The 18,040-nt window shown below is 45.7% G+C and carries 16 protein-coding genes; 13 read left to right on the forward strand and 3 right to left on the reverse strand.

The features are described from left to right. Window positions 1-10: 10 nt before the first annotated feature. The 3 genes from HU147_RS02655 to HU147_RS02665 are packed head-to-tail and all read left to right on the forward strand — an operon-like array spanning window position 11 to window position 3,325. Complete coding sequence (locus HU147_RS02655; RefSeq protein ID WP_224074762.1) at window positions 11-1,624, forward strand: YceG family protein; 1,614 nt, start codon at window positions 11-13, stop codon at window positions 1,622-1,624. Window positions 1,625-1,645: 21 nt separating this feature from the next. Further along, a complete protein-coding gene (locus tag HU147_RS02660; RefSeq protein ID WP_224074763.1) occupies window positions 1,646-2,728 on the forward strand; it encodes a toxic anion resistance protein in 1,083 nt (360 codons plus the stop codon). Window positions 2,729-2,746: 18 nt separating this feature from the next. Beyond that, complete coding sequence (locus HU147_RS02665) at window positions 2,747-3,325, forward strand: TerD family protein (RefSeq protein WP_224074764.1); 579 nt, start codon at window positions 2,747-2,749, stop codon at window positions 3,323-3,325. Between the two features lie 626 nt (window positions 3,326-3,951). Here HU147_RS02665 and HU147_RS02670 read toward each other — a convergent pair. After that, window positions 3,952-5,184 carry a Zn-dependent hydrolase gene (locus HU147_RS02670; protein ID WP_224074765.1) on the reverse strand — a complete coding sequence of 411 codons (1,233 nt, stop codon included), beginning with the start codon at window positions 5,182-5,184 and terminating at the stop codon, window positions 3,952-3,954. Window positions 5,185-5,317: 133 nt separating this feature from the next. Here HU147_RS02670 and HU147_RS02675 point away from each other — a divergent pair, with 133 nt between their 5' ends. From HU147_RS02675 to HU147_RS02685, 3 genes are all read left to right on the forward strand, one after another. Next, window positions 5,318-6,490 (forward strand): M20 metallopeptidase family protein, encoded by a 1,173-nt coding sequence (locus tag HU147_RS02675; protein ID WP_224074766.1) that lies wholly within the window; start codon window positions 5,318-5,320, stop codon window positions 6,488-6,490. A 117-nt stretch (window positions 6,491-6,607) separates the two neighbouring features. Further along, window positions 6,608-8,137 (forward strand): AbgT family transporter, encoded by a 1,530-nt coding sequence (locus HU147_RS02680; protein ID WP_224074767.1) that lies wholly within the window; start codon window positions 6,608-6,610, stop codon window positions 8,135-8,137. A 30-nt stretch (window positions 8,138-8,167) separates the two neighbouring features. Then, window positions 8,168-9,466: an amidohydrolase gene (locus HU147_RS02685; RefSeq protein ID WP_224074768.1), complete on the forward strand. Its 1,299-nt coding sequence runs from the start codon at window positions 8,168-8,170 to the stop codon at window positions 9,464-9,466. Between the two features lie 48 nt (window positions 9,467-9,514). Here the strand turns inward: HU147_RS02685 and HU147_RS02690 are convergent, their stop codons facing one another. Continuing rightward, the gene (locus tag HU147_RS02690) at window positions 9,515-10,777 is read right to left on the reverse strand and encodes a TRAP transporter large permease (RefSeq protein WP_224074769.1); all 1,263 of its coding nucleotides are present in this window, start codon (window positions 10,775-10,777) and stop codon (window positions 9,515-9,517) included. Next, on the reverse strand, window positions 10,765-11,271 hold the full coding sequence (locus HU147_RS02695) for a TRAP transporter small permease (protein ID WP_224074770.1): 507 nt from the start codon (window positions 11,269-11,271) through the stop codon (window positions 10,765-10,767). The genes HU147_RS02690 and HU147_RS02695 overlap by 13 nt, the downstream gene beginning before the upstream one ends. A gap of 408 nt (window positions 11,272-11,679) precedes the next feature. On the opposite strand from HU147_RS02695, the gene HU147_RS02700 reads away from it, so the two are divergent. The 7 genes from HU147_RS02700 (at window position 11,680) to HU147_RS02730 (ending at window position 18,031) form a co-directional block, all read left to right on the forward strand. Next, on the forward strand, window positions 11,680-12,705 hold the full coding sequence (locus HU147_RS02700) for a DctP family TRAP transporter solute-binding subunit (RefSeq protein ID WP_224074771.1): 1,026 nt from the start codon (window positions 11,680-11,682) through the stop codon (window positions 12,703-12,705). A gap of 104 nt (window positions 12,706-12,809) precedes the next feature. Then, window positions 12,810-13,205, forward strand: coding sequence for a 4-carboxymuconolactone decarboxylase (gene pcaC, locus HU147_RS02705; RefSeq protein WP_224074772.1), 396 nt, complete (start codon window positions 12,810-12,812; stop codon window positions 13,203-13,205). A gap of 267 nt (window positions 13,206-13,472) precedes the next feature. Beyond that, a complete protein-coding gene (locus tag HU147_RS02710; protein WP_224074773.1) occupies window positions 13,473-14,399 on the forward strand; it encodes a hydroxymethylglutaryl-CoA lyase in 927 nt (308 codons plus the stop codon). Between the two features lie 49 nt (window positions 14,400-14,448). Next, entirely contained in the window at window positions 14,449-15,243 is a 795-nt protein-coding gene (locus tag HU147_RS02715) for an enoyl-CoA hydratase/isomerase family protein (protein WP_224074774.1), read from the forward strand. A gap of 51 nt (window positions 15,244-15,294) precedes the next feature. Continuing rightward, window positions 15,295-16,635, forward strand: a complete 1,341-nt coding sequence (locus HU147_RS02720; protein WP_224074775.1) for an MmgE/PrpD family protein — start codon at window positions 15,295-15,297, stop codon at window positions 16,633-16,635. A 29-nt stretch (window positions 16,636-16,664) separates the two neighbouring features. Beyond that, window positions 16,665-17,192: a PaaI family thioesterase gene (locus HU147_RS02725; protein WP_224074776.1), complete on the forward strand. Its 528-nt coding sequence runs from the start codon at window positions 16,665-16,667 to the stop codon at window positions 17,190-17,192. After that, complete coding sequence (locus tag HU147_RS02730) at window positions 17,189-18,031, forward strand: fumarate hydratase (protein ID WP_224074777.1); 843 nt, start codon at window positions 17,189-17,191, stop codon at window positions 18,029-18,031. Before HU147_RS02725 ends, HU147_RS02730 begins: the two co-directional genes overlap by 4 nt. The last annotated feature ends 9 nt before the right edge of the window (window positions 18,032-18,040 follow it).

An 18,040-nucleotide genomic window follows, 5' to 3' on the forward strand; every position in this document is an offset into this window, starting at 1 on the left:
AGGAAATCCCATGGTTCAACTGCATCCGGTCCGCGTGAGAACGTGGGATCCGGAAAAACTGGGAGACTGGCTGACGAAGCCGATTGTCAATCACCCGGAAACAAAAATTGAAGAAGATACCATCACTTATCCGCAGCTGCTCGGCCAATTTGTCGGAATGCCGCTCGACGCCGACGACTATTTTGCTTCAATTTATGATCTTTTGGAAGAATCGAACGGACGTCTCGTGCGGCTATCCGGCCGTTTGAACAAGCAGATTGCAGCTGAACGCCTGCGCAGCCTGCAGGATTTGTTTGAAATGAATAATAAGGAACGGGGGCTGTCGCCAAACCGGATTGTGGCTTTTCTTGACGGCAAAGGCTTGCTGCCAAGATTAAAAGACGCAGGTTTGAATCGGCGGATCCGCCTGGTCATGATTGATATATTAAAAGCCTTCCAAACTCAATCCGGCGGAAGCACGACTCATTCCTCGTTCCGCCGCATTGCAACGGATTTGGTCAAATGGACGTTCAACCACATCGAGCCTGAGCTGGAAAAGCTGGACCTGGAAAAAGGGCTTCCTGCCTTCCTATGGTACGGCGACACGACAGAAAGCGAGAAATGGTTCCTGAAATTTTCAGCTGCTTTCGGCTTTCACATCGTCGTTTTTGATCCGACCGGAAAACATTGGCTGGAAACCGTCTTGGAAGAAAAAGATTTGCCGACCCACAGCTTTCAAGTAACGGGAGATGCGGTTCTGCCGTTTCCGGAAGAAAAACCGGAGCGTGTCGGAACGGTTGCATACCGCGCCACGCAGGAAGTGGATCGCCTGTTGCATCATGACGATTCCGGCCTTTATAAGCCTTATCAGTTTAAATCCTATTTAACCAAATCCATCCGGCTGAAAACGACAATTGATGAAGCCTTTATGCTCGCAAAAGAACGGGCGATGGTCCGCCCATCATTCGGAGTGGAACGTGGAAGCGTCAACATTCCGGTTGTTTTTGCCAAAATCATGGGGATTGAAAAAGACCGGAAGCGCTTCTGGGACAATATCCATGGGTTGACCGAACGCGAGGACACACTGCTGGTCCGGAGCTTTCCGTTTATCGAAGAACGGAAAGGGAACCAGCAGTTCCATTACCGGGCGGCGCTGGGGAAAAACGGGCGGCTGGATCCCGAGAAGATGAAAACGGCGAACTGGTGGAAATATGGGCGCTTGCCGGATGGTCTGCAAACGGCCCTTTGCGAGGCAATTGCACGCCTTGTAGAAAAGCCGATGCTCACTCCGCAAAACGGCGAATCATTTGAGGATCTCCAGCTTTATCAATTTTCCCAATCGATGTCTGTGCCGGATTCCGTCATTCAATTGATTCAGCAATTCGATTACCCGCAGTTTGTTCCGACTTTGTTGTTTTACAATGAAGAAAAAGACGGTGAATTAAGCCGCGCCGATGCCAATGCCATTTCCTTGATCCATACTTTCGGACTGGATGTCATCATCATCAATCCGCAAGGACACCAGGACATTGAGCGTTGGATCGACGCAGAATCGATTGATACGCACTGGCTGGATGACCGGAGCTACAACGAGCCATACCGGGAACCGTCAGTAGTTAAAAAGTTATTTAGAAAATGGCTTTAACCATTAAAGGGAGGGATACCAATGAGCACCATACCAAATCAAATCGAACAGCAAGAACTGGTCATGCAAGATGAAAACAATTTGAAAGTCCAGTTGAAGAAAGACCCTGAAGTGTTGGCGTTAGCTTCAAAAATCAACCCGAAAAACCAGATTGAATTGCTGGAATTCGGACGTGAGCCCGCAAATGAAATCTCCGCTTTCACCGGCAAAGTCTTGAATTCGGTCCAGGCTAACAGCATGGAAGAATCAAGTGAACTTTTAAAACAGCTCGGGAAGATCATGGACAAATTCGATAAGAAAGATTTTGTTGAAAAGAAAGGCTTTCTCAACAAAATTTTCAATAAAGGCAATAAAGTGATTGAACAGCTGTTCAATAAGTACCAGACAATGGGTACGGAAATTGACAAAGTCTACGTTGAAATCACAAAATACGAAACTGAAATGAAAAAGTCGACATCGACTTTGGAAGAGTTGTACGACCAGAACTTCAATTATTTTATGGAACTGGAAAAGTACATCGCCGCTGGAGACATCAAAGTCCAGGAACTGAAAGCGCAAGAACCTGAAGTGCGCAAACGGGCGGAATCCGGCAACCAGATGGCCTTAATGGAACTGAATTCCCTGCAAAACGCCATCGAATTGCTGGAACAGCGCGTGTATGATTTGGAAATGGCGAAGCAGGTTTCTTATCAGTCGGCTCCGCAAATCCGCATGCTGCAGCGTGGGAACACGAAACTGATTGGAAAGATCAATTCTGCGTTCGTCACAACGATTCCAATCTTCAAGACGGGCTTGATCAATGCCATTGCGGCCAAACGCCAGAACTTGGTAGCAGAAGGCATGAATGAACTGGATCGCCGCACCAATGAAATGCTGCTGAATAACGCCAATGATATTTCGCGCCAAAGTGTTGATATTGCCCGGATGTCCGGCCAACCGAGCATCAAAATCGAAACCATTGAACAGACATGGGAAACGATTATGCAAGGCATGAACGACACGCGTGAAATTGAAGCAGAAAACCGCAAAATGCGTGAGCAAGGGCGTTTGCGCATTGAGGAATTGCAAAAGAAATACGAAGACACCCAACGAAAAGCGAATTAATCGGAGGAGGAAATCAGTATGTCTACAATTAACTTAACAAAAGGCCAAAAAATCGATTTAACGAAAACAAACCCGGGATTGACGAAAGTGCTTGTCGGTCTTGGCTGGGATACAAACAAATACAGCGGCGGCGGAGATTTCGACTTGGATGCGTCCGTTTTCTTAGTAGCTGAAAACGGAAAATCCCGCGGTCCGGAAGATTTCATCTTCTACAACAATTTGACAGGCGGCAACGGTTCCGTAGTCCATGCCGGGGATAACTTGACCGGGGAAGGCGATGGGGACGATGAGCAAGTGCTGGTCGATTTGCCGAACGTTCCTGCCGATATCCACAAAGTGGTCTTTACGGTAACGATCCACGAAGCTGAAAGCCGCGGACAAAACTTCGGCCAAGTATCAAATGCATTCATACGCATATTGAATGAAAGCACGAACGAAGAAATTCTGCGCTACGATTTAGGAGAAGATTTCTCGATTGAAACCGCGCTTGTTGTCGGTGAATTGTACCGCCACGCGGGCCAATGGAAATTCAACGCCATCGGAAGCGGCTACCAAGGCGGCTTAGCAGCCCTTGTCAGCGATTTCGGTTTGAGCTAATAAACGAAATAAAAAAACGTCCATCAAGAAATTGATGGACGTTTTTTTAGGCTACTGAGAAACATTCCATTCTCTAAGCCATTTCGCTCCAAGCGGACGCTTTTCACGGGCACGGCTTCAGCCGCTTCCTTCGCTGCGCTCAGCTCAGTCGAGGGTCTTCAGCTCGTGCTGCTCCCGCAGGAAACAAGGCTGCGAAGCAGACTTGTTTGCGACGAAGCTAGCGCAGCGATGCAACGCTCTTTCATGTTTCGAAGCTAGCGAAGCGATGCAGAAACAGGAGCACAATGATTGCCCTCGCCACTTTCCGCTTCATTCGGCTCACTCTTTTAATAAAGTTCTTATCTATCAGAAAGAGTGGAAGAGTAAGCATGCTATTTATTCAGTGCTTTCCTTCGATATGGAGCAAACCAGCGGAGACGCCTGCGGGAAAGCGAGACAGCCGAGACCCCGCAAGACGCGCAGCGGCTGAGGAGGCTTGGCGGATCGCCCGCGGCAAGCGCAGCTGGTTTGCGGAATATCGGAGATATTCAAAAAATTTTTTCTATATCTTTCTCAACAAGCTGAAAAAACGTCCATCAAGTAATTGATGGACGTTTTTTTGCGAGATTTTATCTGGTTAGAAGTTTCTATAATCCTTTATCCGCCTGCAATATCGCTTCTAACAGGACGTTGACGCTTTTTTCAATATCGTCAGGCAAGCTCAGTTCCGCAGGATTGTGGCTGATTCCGTTGATGCTGCGGACAAACAGCATGGCGGTCTTTGTGAAATCTGCTATATGCATAGCGTCGTGTCCTGCCATGCTTGGCAATACTGTATAGGGAATTTGAAGATGCTCAGCCGCATTTTTCAGGAAACCGATCAACTCTTCATCAAACTTGCTTTCCTGGGTATTGTAAATGTTTTTGGAAGAAACGGAGACGCCGTAAGCCTCTTTAATGGAATCGAATGACTGATGGATGGATTCAACCAAAGATTCACGTTCTTCCTTATCAGCTGAGCGAACTTCTAAGATGAATTCCACACGGCCCGGAATGATATTGGCGGCATTCGGAAAAATATCGAATTTGCCGATGGTGGCGACGGCACTCGAATTAAGCGCTTTGGCGATTCTCTGGACAGAAGCAACCATTTCACCGGCAGCGGCCAAAGCGTCTTTTCGCTCGTCCATCATCGTCGTTCCCGAATGGTTTTGTTCACCTTCGATTGTGACAATGTCCCGATAAATTCCGACAATCCGGTCAACCACACCAAGTGGCAAATTTTGCCGTTCCAGTTTTTTTCCTTGTTCAATGTGTAACTCGAAAAATGCGGCAATAGCGTCTCGTTCCATCGCCTCAATTTTGTCGAGATCTCCACCAGCCCGAACTACCGCCTCGCTTAAAGACAATCCATCTTGATTGCTTGCTTCGCTTAAATCGGCTCGGGACAATTTCCCGGTGATAGCGCGGCTCCCCATAGTAGAGAAATTAAATTCATTCGACTCTTCGGCAGTAAAAGAAACGATTTGCAAAGGGTGATTTAAGGTATGGCCATGCTCCTTTAAGGTCTGAACAATTTCTTTTGCTGCCAATACACCTAACGCGCCATCGTATTTCCCGCCATTTGGCACAGTGTCGAGATGAGAACCGAGGACAATCGGTTTATTGCTGTTTCCATTTCCAGCTAATGTTCCCCATATATTCGCAATCGGATCAATATGTACTTGGAGTCCAATTTCTTTTAGCTGCTGGACAAATAATTGCCGGACTTCATAATCTTTTTCACAAAAACTTGGCCTTGTCACTCCTCCGCTCGGCTCTTTCCCGTAAGAAGCATACTTTTCAATTTCTGCCAGTAAACGCTCAATATTGATTTTCATGTGCATCCTCCTCTTGTTCCCTTATCCGCCTATAGTATCATAATTTTCTCGTAATTGAATTTATTCGACATAGGGTTTTTATTTTATGCTAAGCTCGAAAAGAAGGTTATATACATGGAGAGGATGAATATGTATGACGATCACTGAACGCGTAAAAGAGATTCGCAGAGATTTGCACCGGAATCCAGAACTGGGCGGTGAGGAATGGGAAACGTCTAAACGCATTCAGGCCGAATTGGAGAAAGCCGGCATTCCTTTTAAAACTGGTTTTGCAAAAACTGGCGTGCTCGGTATTATCGAAGGAAGCGGCGAAGGTGGAACAGTGGCACTGCGTGCGGACATTGATGCGCTTCCGATTACTGAAAAAACAGATGTGGAATTCAAATCGGCGGTCGCCGGAAAGATGCATGCATGTGGACATGATGCGCATACATCAATGCTGCTTGGTACAGGATTCAAGCTGCAGGAAATGAAAGATCAATTGCCGGGTCGTGTCTTGCTTGTGTTCCAGCCGAATGAAGAATCTACGCCAATCGGTGGTGCGCGGCCGATGATGGAAGACGGCGTTTTTGATGAGTACAAGCCGGATGTCATTTTCGGGCAGCATGTATGGCCGGATTTGCCGGTTGGACAGATAGGGGTTCGCGACAAGGAAATGATGGCGGCATCGGATAGGCTGTCATTTAAGATACAGGGAGCAGCGGGACATGCAAGTATGCCGCATCAAGGCAAAGATGCGATTGTCGTCACTGCTGAATTTATCTCTTCGCTCCAGTCAATTGTCAGCCGGAACACAAATCCGTTGGAATCAGCTGTTATTACAATTGGAACCATCAATGGCGGATACCGCTATAACGTAATTGCCGATCATGTAGAACTGAATGGAACGGTCCGGACCTACAGCAAACAAGCAAAAGCGACGATTAAACGAAGAATCGAAAATCTGGTAAGAGGATTTGAAATTGCATACGAAGTCAAAATTGATTATGACTATATTGAAGGCTACGATGCGACCGTCAATACACCGGAATGGGCAGAGTTAGTACGGGAAACTGCCGCCGGCTCACTCGGCGAAAAGGCATTGCCACCAGTAGACCCATCCATGGCTGGAGAAGATTTTTCACGTTTTTTGGCAGAATATCCCGGTGCATTTTACTGGCTTGGGTGTGCCAAAGAAGGTGAAGAAAAACCCAAACCGCTTCATGATCCGGAATTCTATTTTAATGAAGAGGCTATTGAAGTTGGAGTCGAAACCATGGTGAAAGTGACAGTCAACGCCTTGAGAAAATTAGAAGAAAAACGTTAATTCCGAACATTAAGACGTTATTTTATTTAAAATTGTCGGAATCTCTTGATAAAACAAAGTATTTGCGAATATAATATTAAGGTATTGTTGTAATTATGCACTTAGAGGAGGAGAAAGATGAAAGAGCCCAAACAGAACGAAGAAAAGCGCGGATTTTTTATACGCTTTTTGAACGTCGTCGAAAAATTAGGGAATAGGCTTCCTGATCCCTTTATGATTTTTGTGTACTTGGCAATTGCCGTCATGATTGCTTCATTTATCTTTAGTTTATTCAATGCGTCCGTTGTCCACCCGGGTACAGGAGAAACTCTTGCCATTCAAAACTTACTGTCATGGGCCGGATTACAATATATCGTAACGTCTATGCTTGAAAACTTTACAGGCTTTGCGCCGCTCGGCACGGTACTCGCAATCATGCTTGGTATCGGCTTAGCTGAAAAAGTTGGATTATTGGAAATCGCTATTCGCAAAACCATCTTGAAAGCACCACGAGGACTTGTTACATACGCAATTGCATTTGTCGGCATCATGGGGAACATCGCTTCAGATGCTGCACAGATTTTGATTCCGCCGCTTGCGGCAATGGTTTTCTATAAAATTGGACGCCATCCGCTAGCTGGTCTGGCAGTCGGATTTGCAAGTGCCGGTGCCGGATTTACGGCAAACTTGCTGATTGTCGGAACAGACGCTTTGCTTTCCGGGATTTCGACGGAAGCTGCTGCTATCTTGAATGATCAGATTGTTGTCACACCAGCAGATAACTGGTATTTCAACATCGTATCGGTTTTTGTTTTAACAGTAGTAGCCGCATTGGTTACAGAAAAAATTATTGAACCGAAACTAGGGAAATACGAAGGGGATTCGGTCATCGATGTAGATGCAGAAGAGCATCCGAAGGCGAACAAAGGCTTGCGTAATGCTGGTCTTGCCGCGTTGGCTTATCTGGCAGTCCTGGCTTTACTCATCTTCCTGCCGGGCTCATCGCTTCGGAATGAAGAAGGCGGTTTGATTCCTTCGCCGTTCTTGACGGGAATTGTGCCTGTCATTTTAGGTCTTTTCGTTGTTCTGGCAGTCGCTTACGGAAAAACTGTCGGAGTTATCAAAAGTTCCAAAGATGCGGTTGGCTACATGAGCGAATCCATCAAAGACATGTCAGGCTTTATCGTTTTAATTTTCGCGGCATCACAATTTATCGCTTACTTCACGTGGACCAATATAGGAACTTGGGTAGCGGTTAACGGAGCTGAATTATTAACGCAAATCAATTTTACAGGCATCTATTTGATTATCGGTTACATTCTCTTTACGTCTATGCTGAACTTCCTGATTTCGTCCGGTTCAGCGAAATGGGCTCTGGAAGCACCGGTTTTCGTGCCATTATTCATGCAGCTTGGCTACCATCCGGCATTTACGCAGATGGCTTACCGGATCGGGGATTCTTCTACAAATATTGTCACACCATTAAATCCTTATTTCATCGTCGTCCTGTCGTTCTTACGGGAATATGATAAAAAAGCCGGGATGGGGACATTGATTTCCTTGATGATTCCGTACACATTATCATTCTTGGTTGTGTGGATTATCATGTTCTTGATTTTCTTCTACACAGGCCTACAGTTTGGTCCGGGGATTACGCCTTTCTTGTAACCGAATATTAGAAGAAAGAGGAGAGATAATATGGCAGAGCAATTATTGGATGAAAACTTGCATGAACAGATGATCCGCTGGCGCCGTGATTTGCATAAACACGCTGAATCTGGATTTCTGGAAATGCGCACAGCTTCTCTTGTCGCCGCATATTTGGATTCATTGGGCTATGGCTTGAGCATTGCGGAAGAAGTCATGCAGGCAGAGGCGCGCATGGGCGTGCCTGCTCAGGATATTTTAGATGCGCATTATAGATGGGCTGAGCAAAACGGAGCCGATATCGACTGGCTTCCGAAATTCAAAAACGGCATGACGGGAATCGTTGCCACTTTGAAGACCGGCAAACCAGGCCCCGTTCTAGCTTACCGATTTGATATGGATGCACTCGATATCCAGGAAGACATGTCTGCAGGCCACATTCCGTTTGAAAAAGGCTTCACTTCGTTGAACGAGTTCAAAATGCATGCATGCGGACATGATGGCCATACGTCAATTGGCCTTGGGTTTGCGAAAACACTGATGGACAATAAAGAACAGCTATCTGGAACGATCAAGCTGATTTTTCAGCCGGCCGAAGAAGGGACGCGCGGAGCCAAATCAATGGTGGAAGCGGGCGTTGTAGATGACGTCGATTTCTTTATCGCCATGCACTTAGGCGTCGGGGTGCCGTCCGGGGAGTTTGTGGCCGGGAACTCCGGATTTTTAGCCACAACGAAAATGGATATCGTGTTTAAAGGAACAGCGGCACACGCCGGCGGAAAGCCGGAAGAAGGGCGCAATGCGCTGATGGCTGCTTCATCGGCGGTACTCGGCTTATACGGAATTCCGCGCCATTCGGCAGGAGCTTCCCGGGTAAATGTGGGCGTCTTAAATGCCGGAACCGGCCGCAACATCATTCCCTCACTGGCGGAACTGAAAGTAGAGACACGCGGAGAAACTTCAGAAATCAATGACTACATCCGTTCTCAAGCCATCAATGTCTTGGAAGGCGCTGCTAAAATGTACGGTGTGGAAGTTGAAGTGGACATTGTCGGGGAAGCGAAAAGCAGTATGCCAAGCAAAGAATTGGTGGAAACTTTAGCTCGGGCTGCAGAAACGTCGCCGCTGCTGAAGAAAACAATCGAATGGTCCACCGATTCGGCAGGATCGGAAGATGCGACTTATTATATGGAACGCGTAAAAGAGCTCGGCGGCCTTGCCACTTACTGCATCGTCGGCAGTGATTTGGCGGCGGGGCACCATAATGAACGCTTTGATTTTGATGAAGATTCAATGCTTGCAGCTGTTGATGTATTGTACCGATCGGCTGTAAAAATAAGCAACGCATAAGAAAAAGACGGGGAGCAAATTCCCTGTCTTTTTTGTTTAGCAAATTGATTAAGTAAGCATTAGCGAAATCTGTGGGAACACGATGATGATAACAAGCACAATGATAAAGATGGCGAAAAATGGAACAACGCCTTTGATGACTTCTTCCACTTTTTCTCCGGATATCCCACTGACCACGAAGAGGTTTAGTCCGACAGGCGGAGTAATCATCCCGAGTTCCATGTTGACTACCATGATGATGGCAAAGTGGATGACGTCGATTTCCAAGGCTGTGATGATCGGCAAGAGAATCGGCAGTGTAATCAGGATGATAGCCGTCGGCTCAAGGAACATGCCGAGCACAAAGAACAAGATGGACACAATCAATAGGAACGTCCACTTATTGAATCCGCTGTCGCTGACCCACTGGGCAAAATCCTGCGGCACTTGCTCAGTTGTTAAGAATGTTCCTAAAACGAGAGCAGCTGCGATAATCAGGAAGATCATGGCAGTGGTATTAATGGATTCCGTCAAGATGCTTCTGAACTGGAATAGATTTAGCTCTCTGTATACGAAAACTGAGATAATAAGCGCATATAATACAGCAAGGAAAGCCGCTTCTGTCGGCGTGACAATTCCAGTATAGATCCCGCCTAAAATAATAATTGGCATAATCAATCCCCAGATGGATTTGATTGTCGGTCTCCAGCGATCTTTTAATGGAACTTTAGGCAGACCACCGTAGCCTTTTCTATGGGCAACGATAACTGCATAGATGATTAGTGCCAGCCCTAACACTAAACCAGGCAAGATGCCTGCAGAAAACAATCTTCCCGTCGACTGTTCCGACACAGATCCATAAAGGATTAAGGGAATAGAAGGAGGGATCAGGATTCCAAGCGTACCTGCTGAGGCAACCAAGCCCATTGAATACTTTTTATCGTATCCAGCTTTGACCATCATTGGAATCATGATAGCGCCAATGGCAGCTGCTGTTGCCGGACTCGATCCGGAAATAGCCGCAAAAATCATACAAGTAATTACCGTTACAACTGATAATCCGCCTTTTGTATGTCCAACCCAAACGCGGATGGCTTCAATCAGATATTTCGAGATGCCGCCTTGTGCCATGATCAACCCGGCAAAAACAAATCCGGGAATGGCCATCAAAGTGGTACTGTTGACGCCGGTAAACATTCTTTGGATAACGGTGTTAAGGGAAAAGTCCACCAGGTAAAGGCCGATAATACTTGAAACCGCTAAGCTTATGGCAATCGGTACCCGCATTAAAGCAAGTATAAATAAGAGACCAATGACGATTACTGTTTCCATAGAATATCATCCCCTCCAGTGTCATCTTCTTTTTTAACAAAGAACCGGTATGCTTTTTCACAAAAACGAATGAACAGGAGAAGACCTGCGAGCGGCATGATCAAGTAATTGATCCAGATAGGGAAACCAAGGTCGATCGTTTTAATCTGTTGTTCATAAGCGGTCATTACCATATCCATGCCAGTCCAAAAAATGAAGATACTGAAAAATAGGCCCACTAATAAAGTAAGTGTTTGAGAAATTTTTCTGAAAGTCGGACCTGCTCTGTCATACAGAATATCAATGGCAATGTGCTTGTTATCTCTAAGTGCAGTCGAAAAGCCGATAAAAATTGCCCAAACCAGGAGCATGGTATAAATTTCAGTAGCCCAGCTCTGCGATTGCCCCAAGACATACCTCATGAAAACGGAATAAAGACTAATTGCAATGCCGAACATAAAGAATAGAGCGGAGAAAGCGCTTTCAACTAAATCCAAAGCTCTTAAAACTTTCACATCATTTCCTCCTTCACACCTCAATGTATTTTGGATACGAGATTATAAGCTAAATCATAATATAAGATGAAAAGGATAACAAGTGCAAATAATTAAATAATTTTAAAAATTTAAACTAATAATAACCTCTATTTCAGAAAAAACTACTATAGTTTATCCGTGAAAATATAAGTTATTTTGGCATGATAATAATTAGAATATTAAATTTTTTCTTTACATTAAGTTTTTTCTGTGCTAATTTTGGGGTGAGTTGTATCCAAAAATCAAGATGGATTAATTTGACTCTGATTCAGCCATAAAATTCAATTTAGCAGGAGGGATGCGAATTGAAATGAAAACCCTTTCAAAATGCAGCGTCTGTAATGGATTAGTTTTATGCGCAAAAAACAAACAAGGGGGAAATAGTGTATGAAGAAGTTTGCCTTATCTTTATTTTTACTGACGTCCAGTGCATTCTTGGCTGCTTGTGGCAGTGATGAGCCAGCAAGCGGTGGAGGCGCAGACGGCGTTGAGGAAATGACAATCAAATTCTCTCACGTAGTAGCGGAAAACACGCCGAAGCATCAAGGCGCTTTGGCGATGAAAGAGTATATCGAATCAGAGTCGGATGGCAAGATCGAAGTCGAGATTTATCCGAACTCTTCGTTATTCGGAGACCAGGATGAATACCAAAACTTAGTTTCCAATAACGTTCAATTCATTGCACCCGATTTGACGAAGTTTGTTGGGAATAACCCGCAGTTCAACGTTCCGGCATTGCCGTTCATGTTTGATAATGACGAAGAAGCGATTGCTTTCTGGGATGGAGAAAAAGGGCAGGAAATCTTAAGCAGCCTTGAAGGAGATGGAGTTCTCGGCTTAAAAATGTGGCCGAACGGCGGTAAGCATTTGACCAATAACGAACGCGCAATCGATTCTCCAGACGATTTGAAAGGATTGAAATTCCGTACACAAGGCGGCCAGGTGCTGGAAGCACTTTACTCGGAACTTGGAGCGGGCTCCGAATCGATTCCTTTCTCTGAACTGTATACTGCACTTGATCAAGGCGTAGTAGATGGCCAGGAAAACACATTCAGCAATATCGAGTCCAGAAAGTTTGATGAAGTTCAAGACTACATGACTGTAATGAATCATACACGTGTAGACTACGCTATATTCACTAACACGGAATTCTGGGAAGGCATGAACGATGAAACACGTGAAATTGTCGAAGCTGGAATTGAAGAAGGAACAAAAGTGGCGCGTGAAGAAGCCATCACGTTGAATGAAGAAGCATATGAAATTATCAAAGAACGCGGTGAAGTTGAAATCACTGAATTAAGCCCGGAACAAATCGAGGAATTCAGAAAAGCATTAGAGCCGATCTATGATGAGTTTGAAGAATCTATCGGTGCTGATGTGTATGAGGCAGCCCGTGCTGCAGCAGGCCAATAATCATTGATTCATATCTTTAATTGAAAAAGTTGGCTGTGTATATAGCCAGCTTTTTCAGTTTAATAAAACGTGAAACCATCCATTTTAAAAAAAGGAGAATGATGATGAACAAAGAAAAATTCGAGCAAGGACTGGAAATTCGCAAAAGTGTGTTAGGAGCAGAATATGTTGAGAAATCCATTCAAAATGCCACCGATTTCAATATGCCAATGCAGGAGTTAGTCACGGAATACTGCTGGGGAGAGGTTTGGTCAAGACCGGGCTTGTCGAGAAAAACACGAAGCATTATAAACCTGGCAATGATCACTGCATTGAACCGGCCGCACGAACTGAAATTGCATGTCAGAGGGGCCATCAATAATGGGCTAACCCGGGAAGAAATTCAGGAAGTATTCCTGCAGACTGCCATTTATTGCGGTGTGCCGGCGGCAATTGACAGTTTCAGAACCGCCAAAGAGGTATTGGACGAGATGGACAAAGAAGAAGTTAATCCTTCTTAACGTGGTGTAATGGAAAGCCCTGGAAACGAGAAAAGAATCTGGTTTGGAATCAATGCCGGCTTAAATTTTTTCTTATATTTTGGATACAAAATACGAAAAGAAAAGCGTCGGAGTTTATTCAAACCAGATTCCCTTTATAGCTTGGGCTCATGATATATGCAAATATCCATATTGTTTAAATAAGAAGGCCAAATAGACAGATGCAGCCCAAGAGACTATTCTTTTAGATGATAAGCGATTGTTTCCATTAAATGGAGGAGGATTTTCATGAAGTTCCCTGAACGTGTCCAAATAAATGAAGTGGTTTTAAGAGATGGTCTGCAGCTGGAAGCGAAAATTGTCTCTTTGGAAGAAAAAAAGACCTTGTATGATTTGCTGATAAAATCCCATGTGAAGACTCTTGAATTCGGCTCTTTTGTCCATCCTAAACTAGTTCCCCAAATGGCAAATAGCGGAGAACTTTTTGCTGCTGTTGCTGCAGAAACCCAACGCCCCGCATTAATCGCCCTGATCCCGAATTTAAAAGGAGCGGAAAATGCCCAGTCGCATGGTGTCAGCCAGCTCAATTTTGTCTTTTCCGCAAGTGACACCCACAACCAGCAAAATGTACGCAAAAACACGGAGGAATCACTCGCCGAACTCGAAAGCATATTGGAATTTTGCAACTCGCATGGCATCACATTAAATGTCTCCATCGCGACAACATTCGGCTGCCCCTTTGAAGGGGAAGTGCCGGTGGAAAGAATTCAGAACCTGGCACGCCGGTTAGTCGGCATGGAAATCGATACGATTACATTGGCGGACACTACAGGAATGGCAAATCCAAAACAAGTCTACGATTTGCTTTCGTTGCTGCGAAATGAATTTCCGTCCCAAAAATTCAATTTGCATTTCCACAATACAAGAGGAATGGGCCTTTCCAATATCCTGGCAAGCCTGCAGGCAGGAATCGATAGCTTCGATACTTCACTCGGCGGACTCGGAGGCTGCCCGTTTGCACCTGGTGCTACCGGAAATGTCTGTACAGAAGACGTTGTCCATATGCTCCATAACATGGGCATTGAGACCGGTTTATCTTTGGAAGGTCTTTTAAAAGCATCGGCAGCACTCGAAAAAATCGTTGAACACCGGACACCGAGTCATCTTTTGAAGGCTGGTCCTTCTGACCGCAAATACCCGGTGCCGTCCAATTAAAAATTATCTGAAGTTCATACTAGCTCATAACAAAAATGGAGGCTGAATGATGGCAGAATGGCAAACGATTTTAGTGAACGAAGAATACGTTTCCGACAATGTATATATTTTGGAATTGAACCGGCCGGAGGCAATGAACTCCTTGAATACTTTAATGGGCATTGAATTGATCGAATGCCTGAAATCCCTGCAGAAAAAGCCGGACTTGCGCGTTTTGGTGTTAACTGCATCCGGAGAAAAAAGCTTTTGTGCCGGCGCTGATTTAAAAGAACGAAAAGGCATGACCAATGAGCAATGGAAAGAGCAGCATGACATTTTTGAAGATGCTTATGAGCAGCTTCGAAACTTCCCGTTTCCGGTCATCGCCGCAGTAAACGGCTTTGCATTAGGCGGCGGCATGGAAATGCTGTTGAGCTGCGACCTGCGTTATGCTGCAGACCACGCCAAAATGGGGCTGCCGGAAGTGACGCTCGGCATTATTCCCGGCGTCGGCGGTACACAATTGCTGCCAAGAGCCATTCCGGTCGGATTGGCCAAAGAGTTCCTATTTAGAGGAAATAAGATACCGGCAGAAAAAGCTTTATCTGCTGGGATTTTAAATGGTGTTTTTTCAAAAGAAGAGTTGCTGCCAGGCGTTTTGGAAGTTGCCAAGGAAATTGCCAAAAACGCTCCTTTGTCTTTGAAATCCATTAAGAAATCCATCAATACCGGATTGGAAACCGATCTCAACACCGCTTTGACGATTGAATTGGACCAATACTATAAATGCGCAAACTCAGAAGACCGGCAAGAAGGTGTACTGGCGTTCAATGAAAAACGCAAGCCGCAATGGCAGGGGAAATAAGTCGGAGATAGGGAAAACAGATGTTTATTCCTAAGAAAAGGAGCGGAAACGATGGAGCTTAGCAAAAAATTAGCGGAGTACAGCTTGGGGCTGTCTTATGAAGACCTGCCGAAAGAAGTGGTGGAATTCACAAAGCTTTGCATTTTGGACTATTTCGGGTCAGCGATTGCCGGTTCGGAAAAAGTGCCGGTCCAGATGATCAGCGAGCTGGCGAAAGAAATGGGCGGAGCGGAACAAGCGCATCTGGTGACCGGCGGACAATCGTCCGTATTAAACGCCGCTTTGGTGAACGGGGCAGCGAGCCATGTAGTGGAGCTGGACGATATCCATAAGGGATCGATTATCCATGCCGCGACGGTCGTCATTCCGGCAGCACTGGCAGTAGCGGAATGGAAAGGGCTGTCCGGCAAAGAATTGATTGCCGCAGTCGTTGCGGGATATGAAGTATGCTTCAGAATTGGGGAAGCCGTTTCGCCTTCCCACTATTATTACTGGCATAACACAGCGACTTGTGGAACATTTGGTGCAGCTATTGCCGCAGCTAAATTGCTCGGTTTAACTACGGAACAGACGATTGCTGCGCTCGGCAATGCCGGCACACAGGCGGCCGGTCTTTGGGAATTTATCGAAGACGGTGCGATGACGAAACAGCTGCATACAGGTAAAGCAGCCATGAATGGATTATTGGCCGCACTTCTAGCGCAAAAAGGGTTTACCGGGCCTCAAAAAATTTTGGAAGGGAACCGGGGCTTTTTCAAAGCGATGAGCGAAGAATACGATGCTTCCCGGGTTACGGAAGGACTCGGCAATGAATTTAAAATTATGGAAAACTCCTTTAAAATCCATGCATCCTGCCGGCATACCCACCATGCGGTCGATTTGTTGATTGATATATTCAATGACCGCCGGCCTAAGCTTGAAGAAATCGAATCGGTTACAGTCGAATCTTACCAGGTGGCGCTGAATATTACGGACAATGATAATCCACAGACACAGTATGCTGCAAAATTCAGCCTGCAATTTTGTTCTGCGCTCGCTTTGTTGAAGGGCAGTGCAACATTGGACGATTTTAGCGATTCGATGCTGTGGGATGAAGAAATCCGCCAATTATTGAAAAAAGTGAAAGTGGTTACTGATCCGCAAATTGACGCCGGTTACCCGAAGCAATGGGGGGCGGCAGTCGAAGTCCGCTTTGCCGACGGGGAAACCATCAAAAAGCAAACCGATTTTCCAAAAGGTGACCCGGAAAATGCGGTAACGGCTGAAGAGCTCCGGGACAAATTCCTGGCAATGACGGGCAAGTACCCGGCAGACCAACGGCAACAATTGGCTGATGATTTGCTGGATTTGGAAAAGCTTGAAACAGTTGAAAAAGTAATGGTGACGTTATAACTTATCCCAACAGCAAAGAGGGAGAAACGATGATTGATAAAAGAAGTGAGCAAATAAATGCAATCCAGAAACAACTCAATACATTAAAAGGCCATGAACTGGAGGAAATGGCGCACATTCTGTCTCTTTATCAAGATCAGACAGTTTCAGAAGACCATCCGAGTGCAGTGCCGATGCATTTCTTAGGCAGATTTTTAGGGATTACCCAAAACCAGGACGGCACTTCCGAAATGAAACTGGGCTTGCAAAATGCCAACACTTACGGGGTTGCACAGGGAGGCGCCATCTATACATTGGCAGATGTCGCCATCGGGTTCAGCATTTTGCAGGATGTCGAAGAAGGGCAAAAAGTGCTTACTTTAGAGTTGAAAGTCAACTTTATCGAAAAAGGGAAAGGATCCCGGCTGATTGCTTCTCCGATCATTTTGCGCCGCGGAAGAAGCACCGTAGTCTCTGAATGCGCCGTAACCGATGAACAAGGAATTTTAGTAGCAAAAGCACTCGGCACTTTTTATATCACCAGCTCCCGGAAAGCTCAAGAGGAGGAGACATCATGAAAGAAATACACTACCAGGCGATTGTTGAAGGAGTGAGCGATATGTGCAAAAGAGCCAATTACGACCTCGGAGACGATGTTTACACGGCTTTCAAAAAAGCCTTGTCTGCTGAAAAGTCGGAAACGGGAAAAGAAGTGCTCACTCAGCTGATTGATAATGCGGATATCGCAAAAGCTGAACGGGTCCCAATGTGCCAAGATACAGGAACTGCTGTTTTTATCGTCGAGCTGGGCCAGGATTGCCATATCACCGGTGGAAGTTTGGTTGACGCGATTAACGAGGGAGTGTCTAAAGGCTATGGCGAGGGGTATTTGCGGAATTCGATGATTTACAATCCGCTGAACCGCAAAAATACCGGCAATAATACACCGGCCATCGTCCATCTTGAACTGGTGGAAGGGGATGAACTGACGCTTCATATGACCGCAAAAGGCGGCGGTGCTGAAAATATGAGTGCCATGAAAATGCTGAAACCTTCCGACGGCATTGAAGGTGTGAAAGATTATATCTTATCAATTGTTAAAGTGGCAGGTCCGAATGCTTGTCCACCGTTAATCGTTGGAATCGGCATTGGCGGCAATTTTGAACGCTGTACGTATTTGGCGAAGAAATCGCTGTTTCGTCCAATAGGAGAGCGCCACGAAGACCCTGCAGTCGCGGAGCTTGAAGAAGAGCTGATGGGCGAAATCAACCGGCTGGGAATCGGACCGCAAGGGATGGGGGGCAGCACGACCGCATTGGATGTCAAAGTGGAAGTGGAATCCTGCCATATCGCTGCATTGCCCGTGGCAGTCAATTTGAATTGCCATGCGAGCCGCCATCAAACTACAACTTTATAGCAAGGAGGG

Origin of the sequence: Planococcus chinensis (genome assembly GCF_020071995.1) — a bacterium.
Lineage (GTDB): Bacteria > Bacillota > Bacilli > Bacillales_A > Planococcaceae > Planococcus > Planococcus chinensis_A.

Bases quoted from the DNA above. Each gene is read 5' to 3' on its own strand.
- HU147_RS02720 (WP_224074775.1), top strand. From the start codon at position 15,295: ATGGAGCTTAGCAAAAAATTAGCGGAGTACAGCTTGGGGCTGTCTTAT.
- HU147_RS02700 (WP_224074771.1), top strand. From the start codon at position 11,680: ATGAAGAAGTTTGCCTTATCTTTATTTTTACTGACGTCCAGTGCATTC.
- HU147_RS02665 (WP_224074764.1), top strand. From the start codon at position 2,747: ATGTCTACAATTAACTTAACAAAAGGCCAAAAAATCGATTTAACGAAA.
- HU147_RS02655 (WP_224074762.1), top strand. From the start codon at position 11: ATGGTTCAACTGCATCCGGTCCGCGTGAGAACGTGGGATCCGGAAAAA.
- HU147_RS02690 (WP_224074769.1), bottom strand. From the start codon at position 10,777: ATGGAAACAGTAATCGTCATTGGTCTCTTATTTATACTTGCTTTAATG.
- pcaC (WP_224074772.1), top strand. From the start codon at position 12,810: ATGAACAAAGAAAAATTCGAGCAAGGACTGGAAATTCGCAAAAGTGTG.
- HU147_RS02670 (WP_224074765.1), bottom strand. From the start codon at position 5,184: ATGAAAATCAATATTGAGCGTTTACTGGCAGAAATTGAAAAGTATGCT.
- HU147_RS02680 (WP_224074767.1), top strand. From the start codon at position 6,608: ATGAAAGAGCCCAAACAGAACGAAGAAAAGCGCGGATTTTTTATACGC.
- HU147_RS02675 (WP_224074766.1), top strand. From the start codon at position 5,318: ATGACGATCACTGAACGCGTAAAAGAGATTCGCAGAGATTTGCACCGG.
- HU147_RS02660 (WP_224074763.1), top strand. From the start codon at position 1,646: ATGAGCACCATACCAAATCAAATCGAACAGCAAGAACTGGTCATGCAA.
- HU147_RS02685 (WP_224074768.1), top strand. From the start codon at position 8,168: ATGGCAGAGCAATTATTGGATGAAAACTTGCATGAACAGATGATCCGC.
- HU147_RS02725 (WP_224074776.1), top strand. From the start codon at position 16,665: ATGATTGATAAAAGAAGTGAGCAAATAAATGCAATCCAGAAACAACTC.
- HU147_RS02730 (WP_224074777.1), top strand. From the start codon at position 17,189: ATGAAAGAAATACACTACCAGGCGATTGTTGAAGGAGTGAGCGATATG.
- HU147_RS02715 (WP_224074774.1), top strand. From the start codon at position 14,449: ATGGCAGAATGGCAAACGATTTTAGTGAACGAAGAATACGTTTCCGAC.
- HU147_RS02710 (WP_224074773.1), top strand. From the start codon at position 13,473: ATGAAGTTCCCTGAACGTGTCCAAATAAATGAAGTGGTTTTAAGAGAT.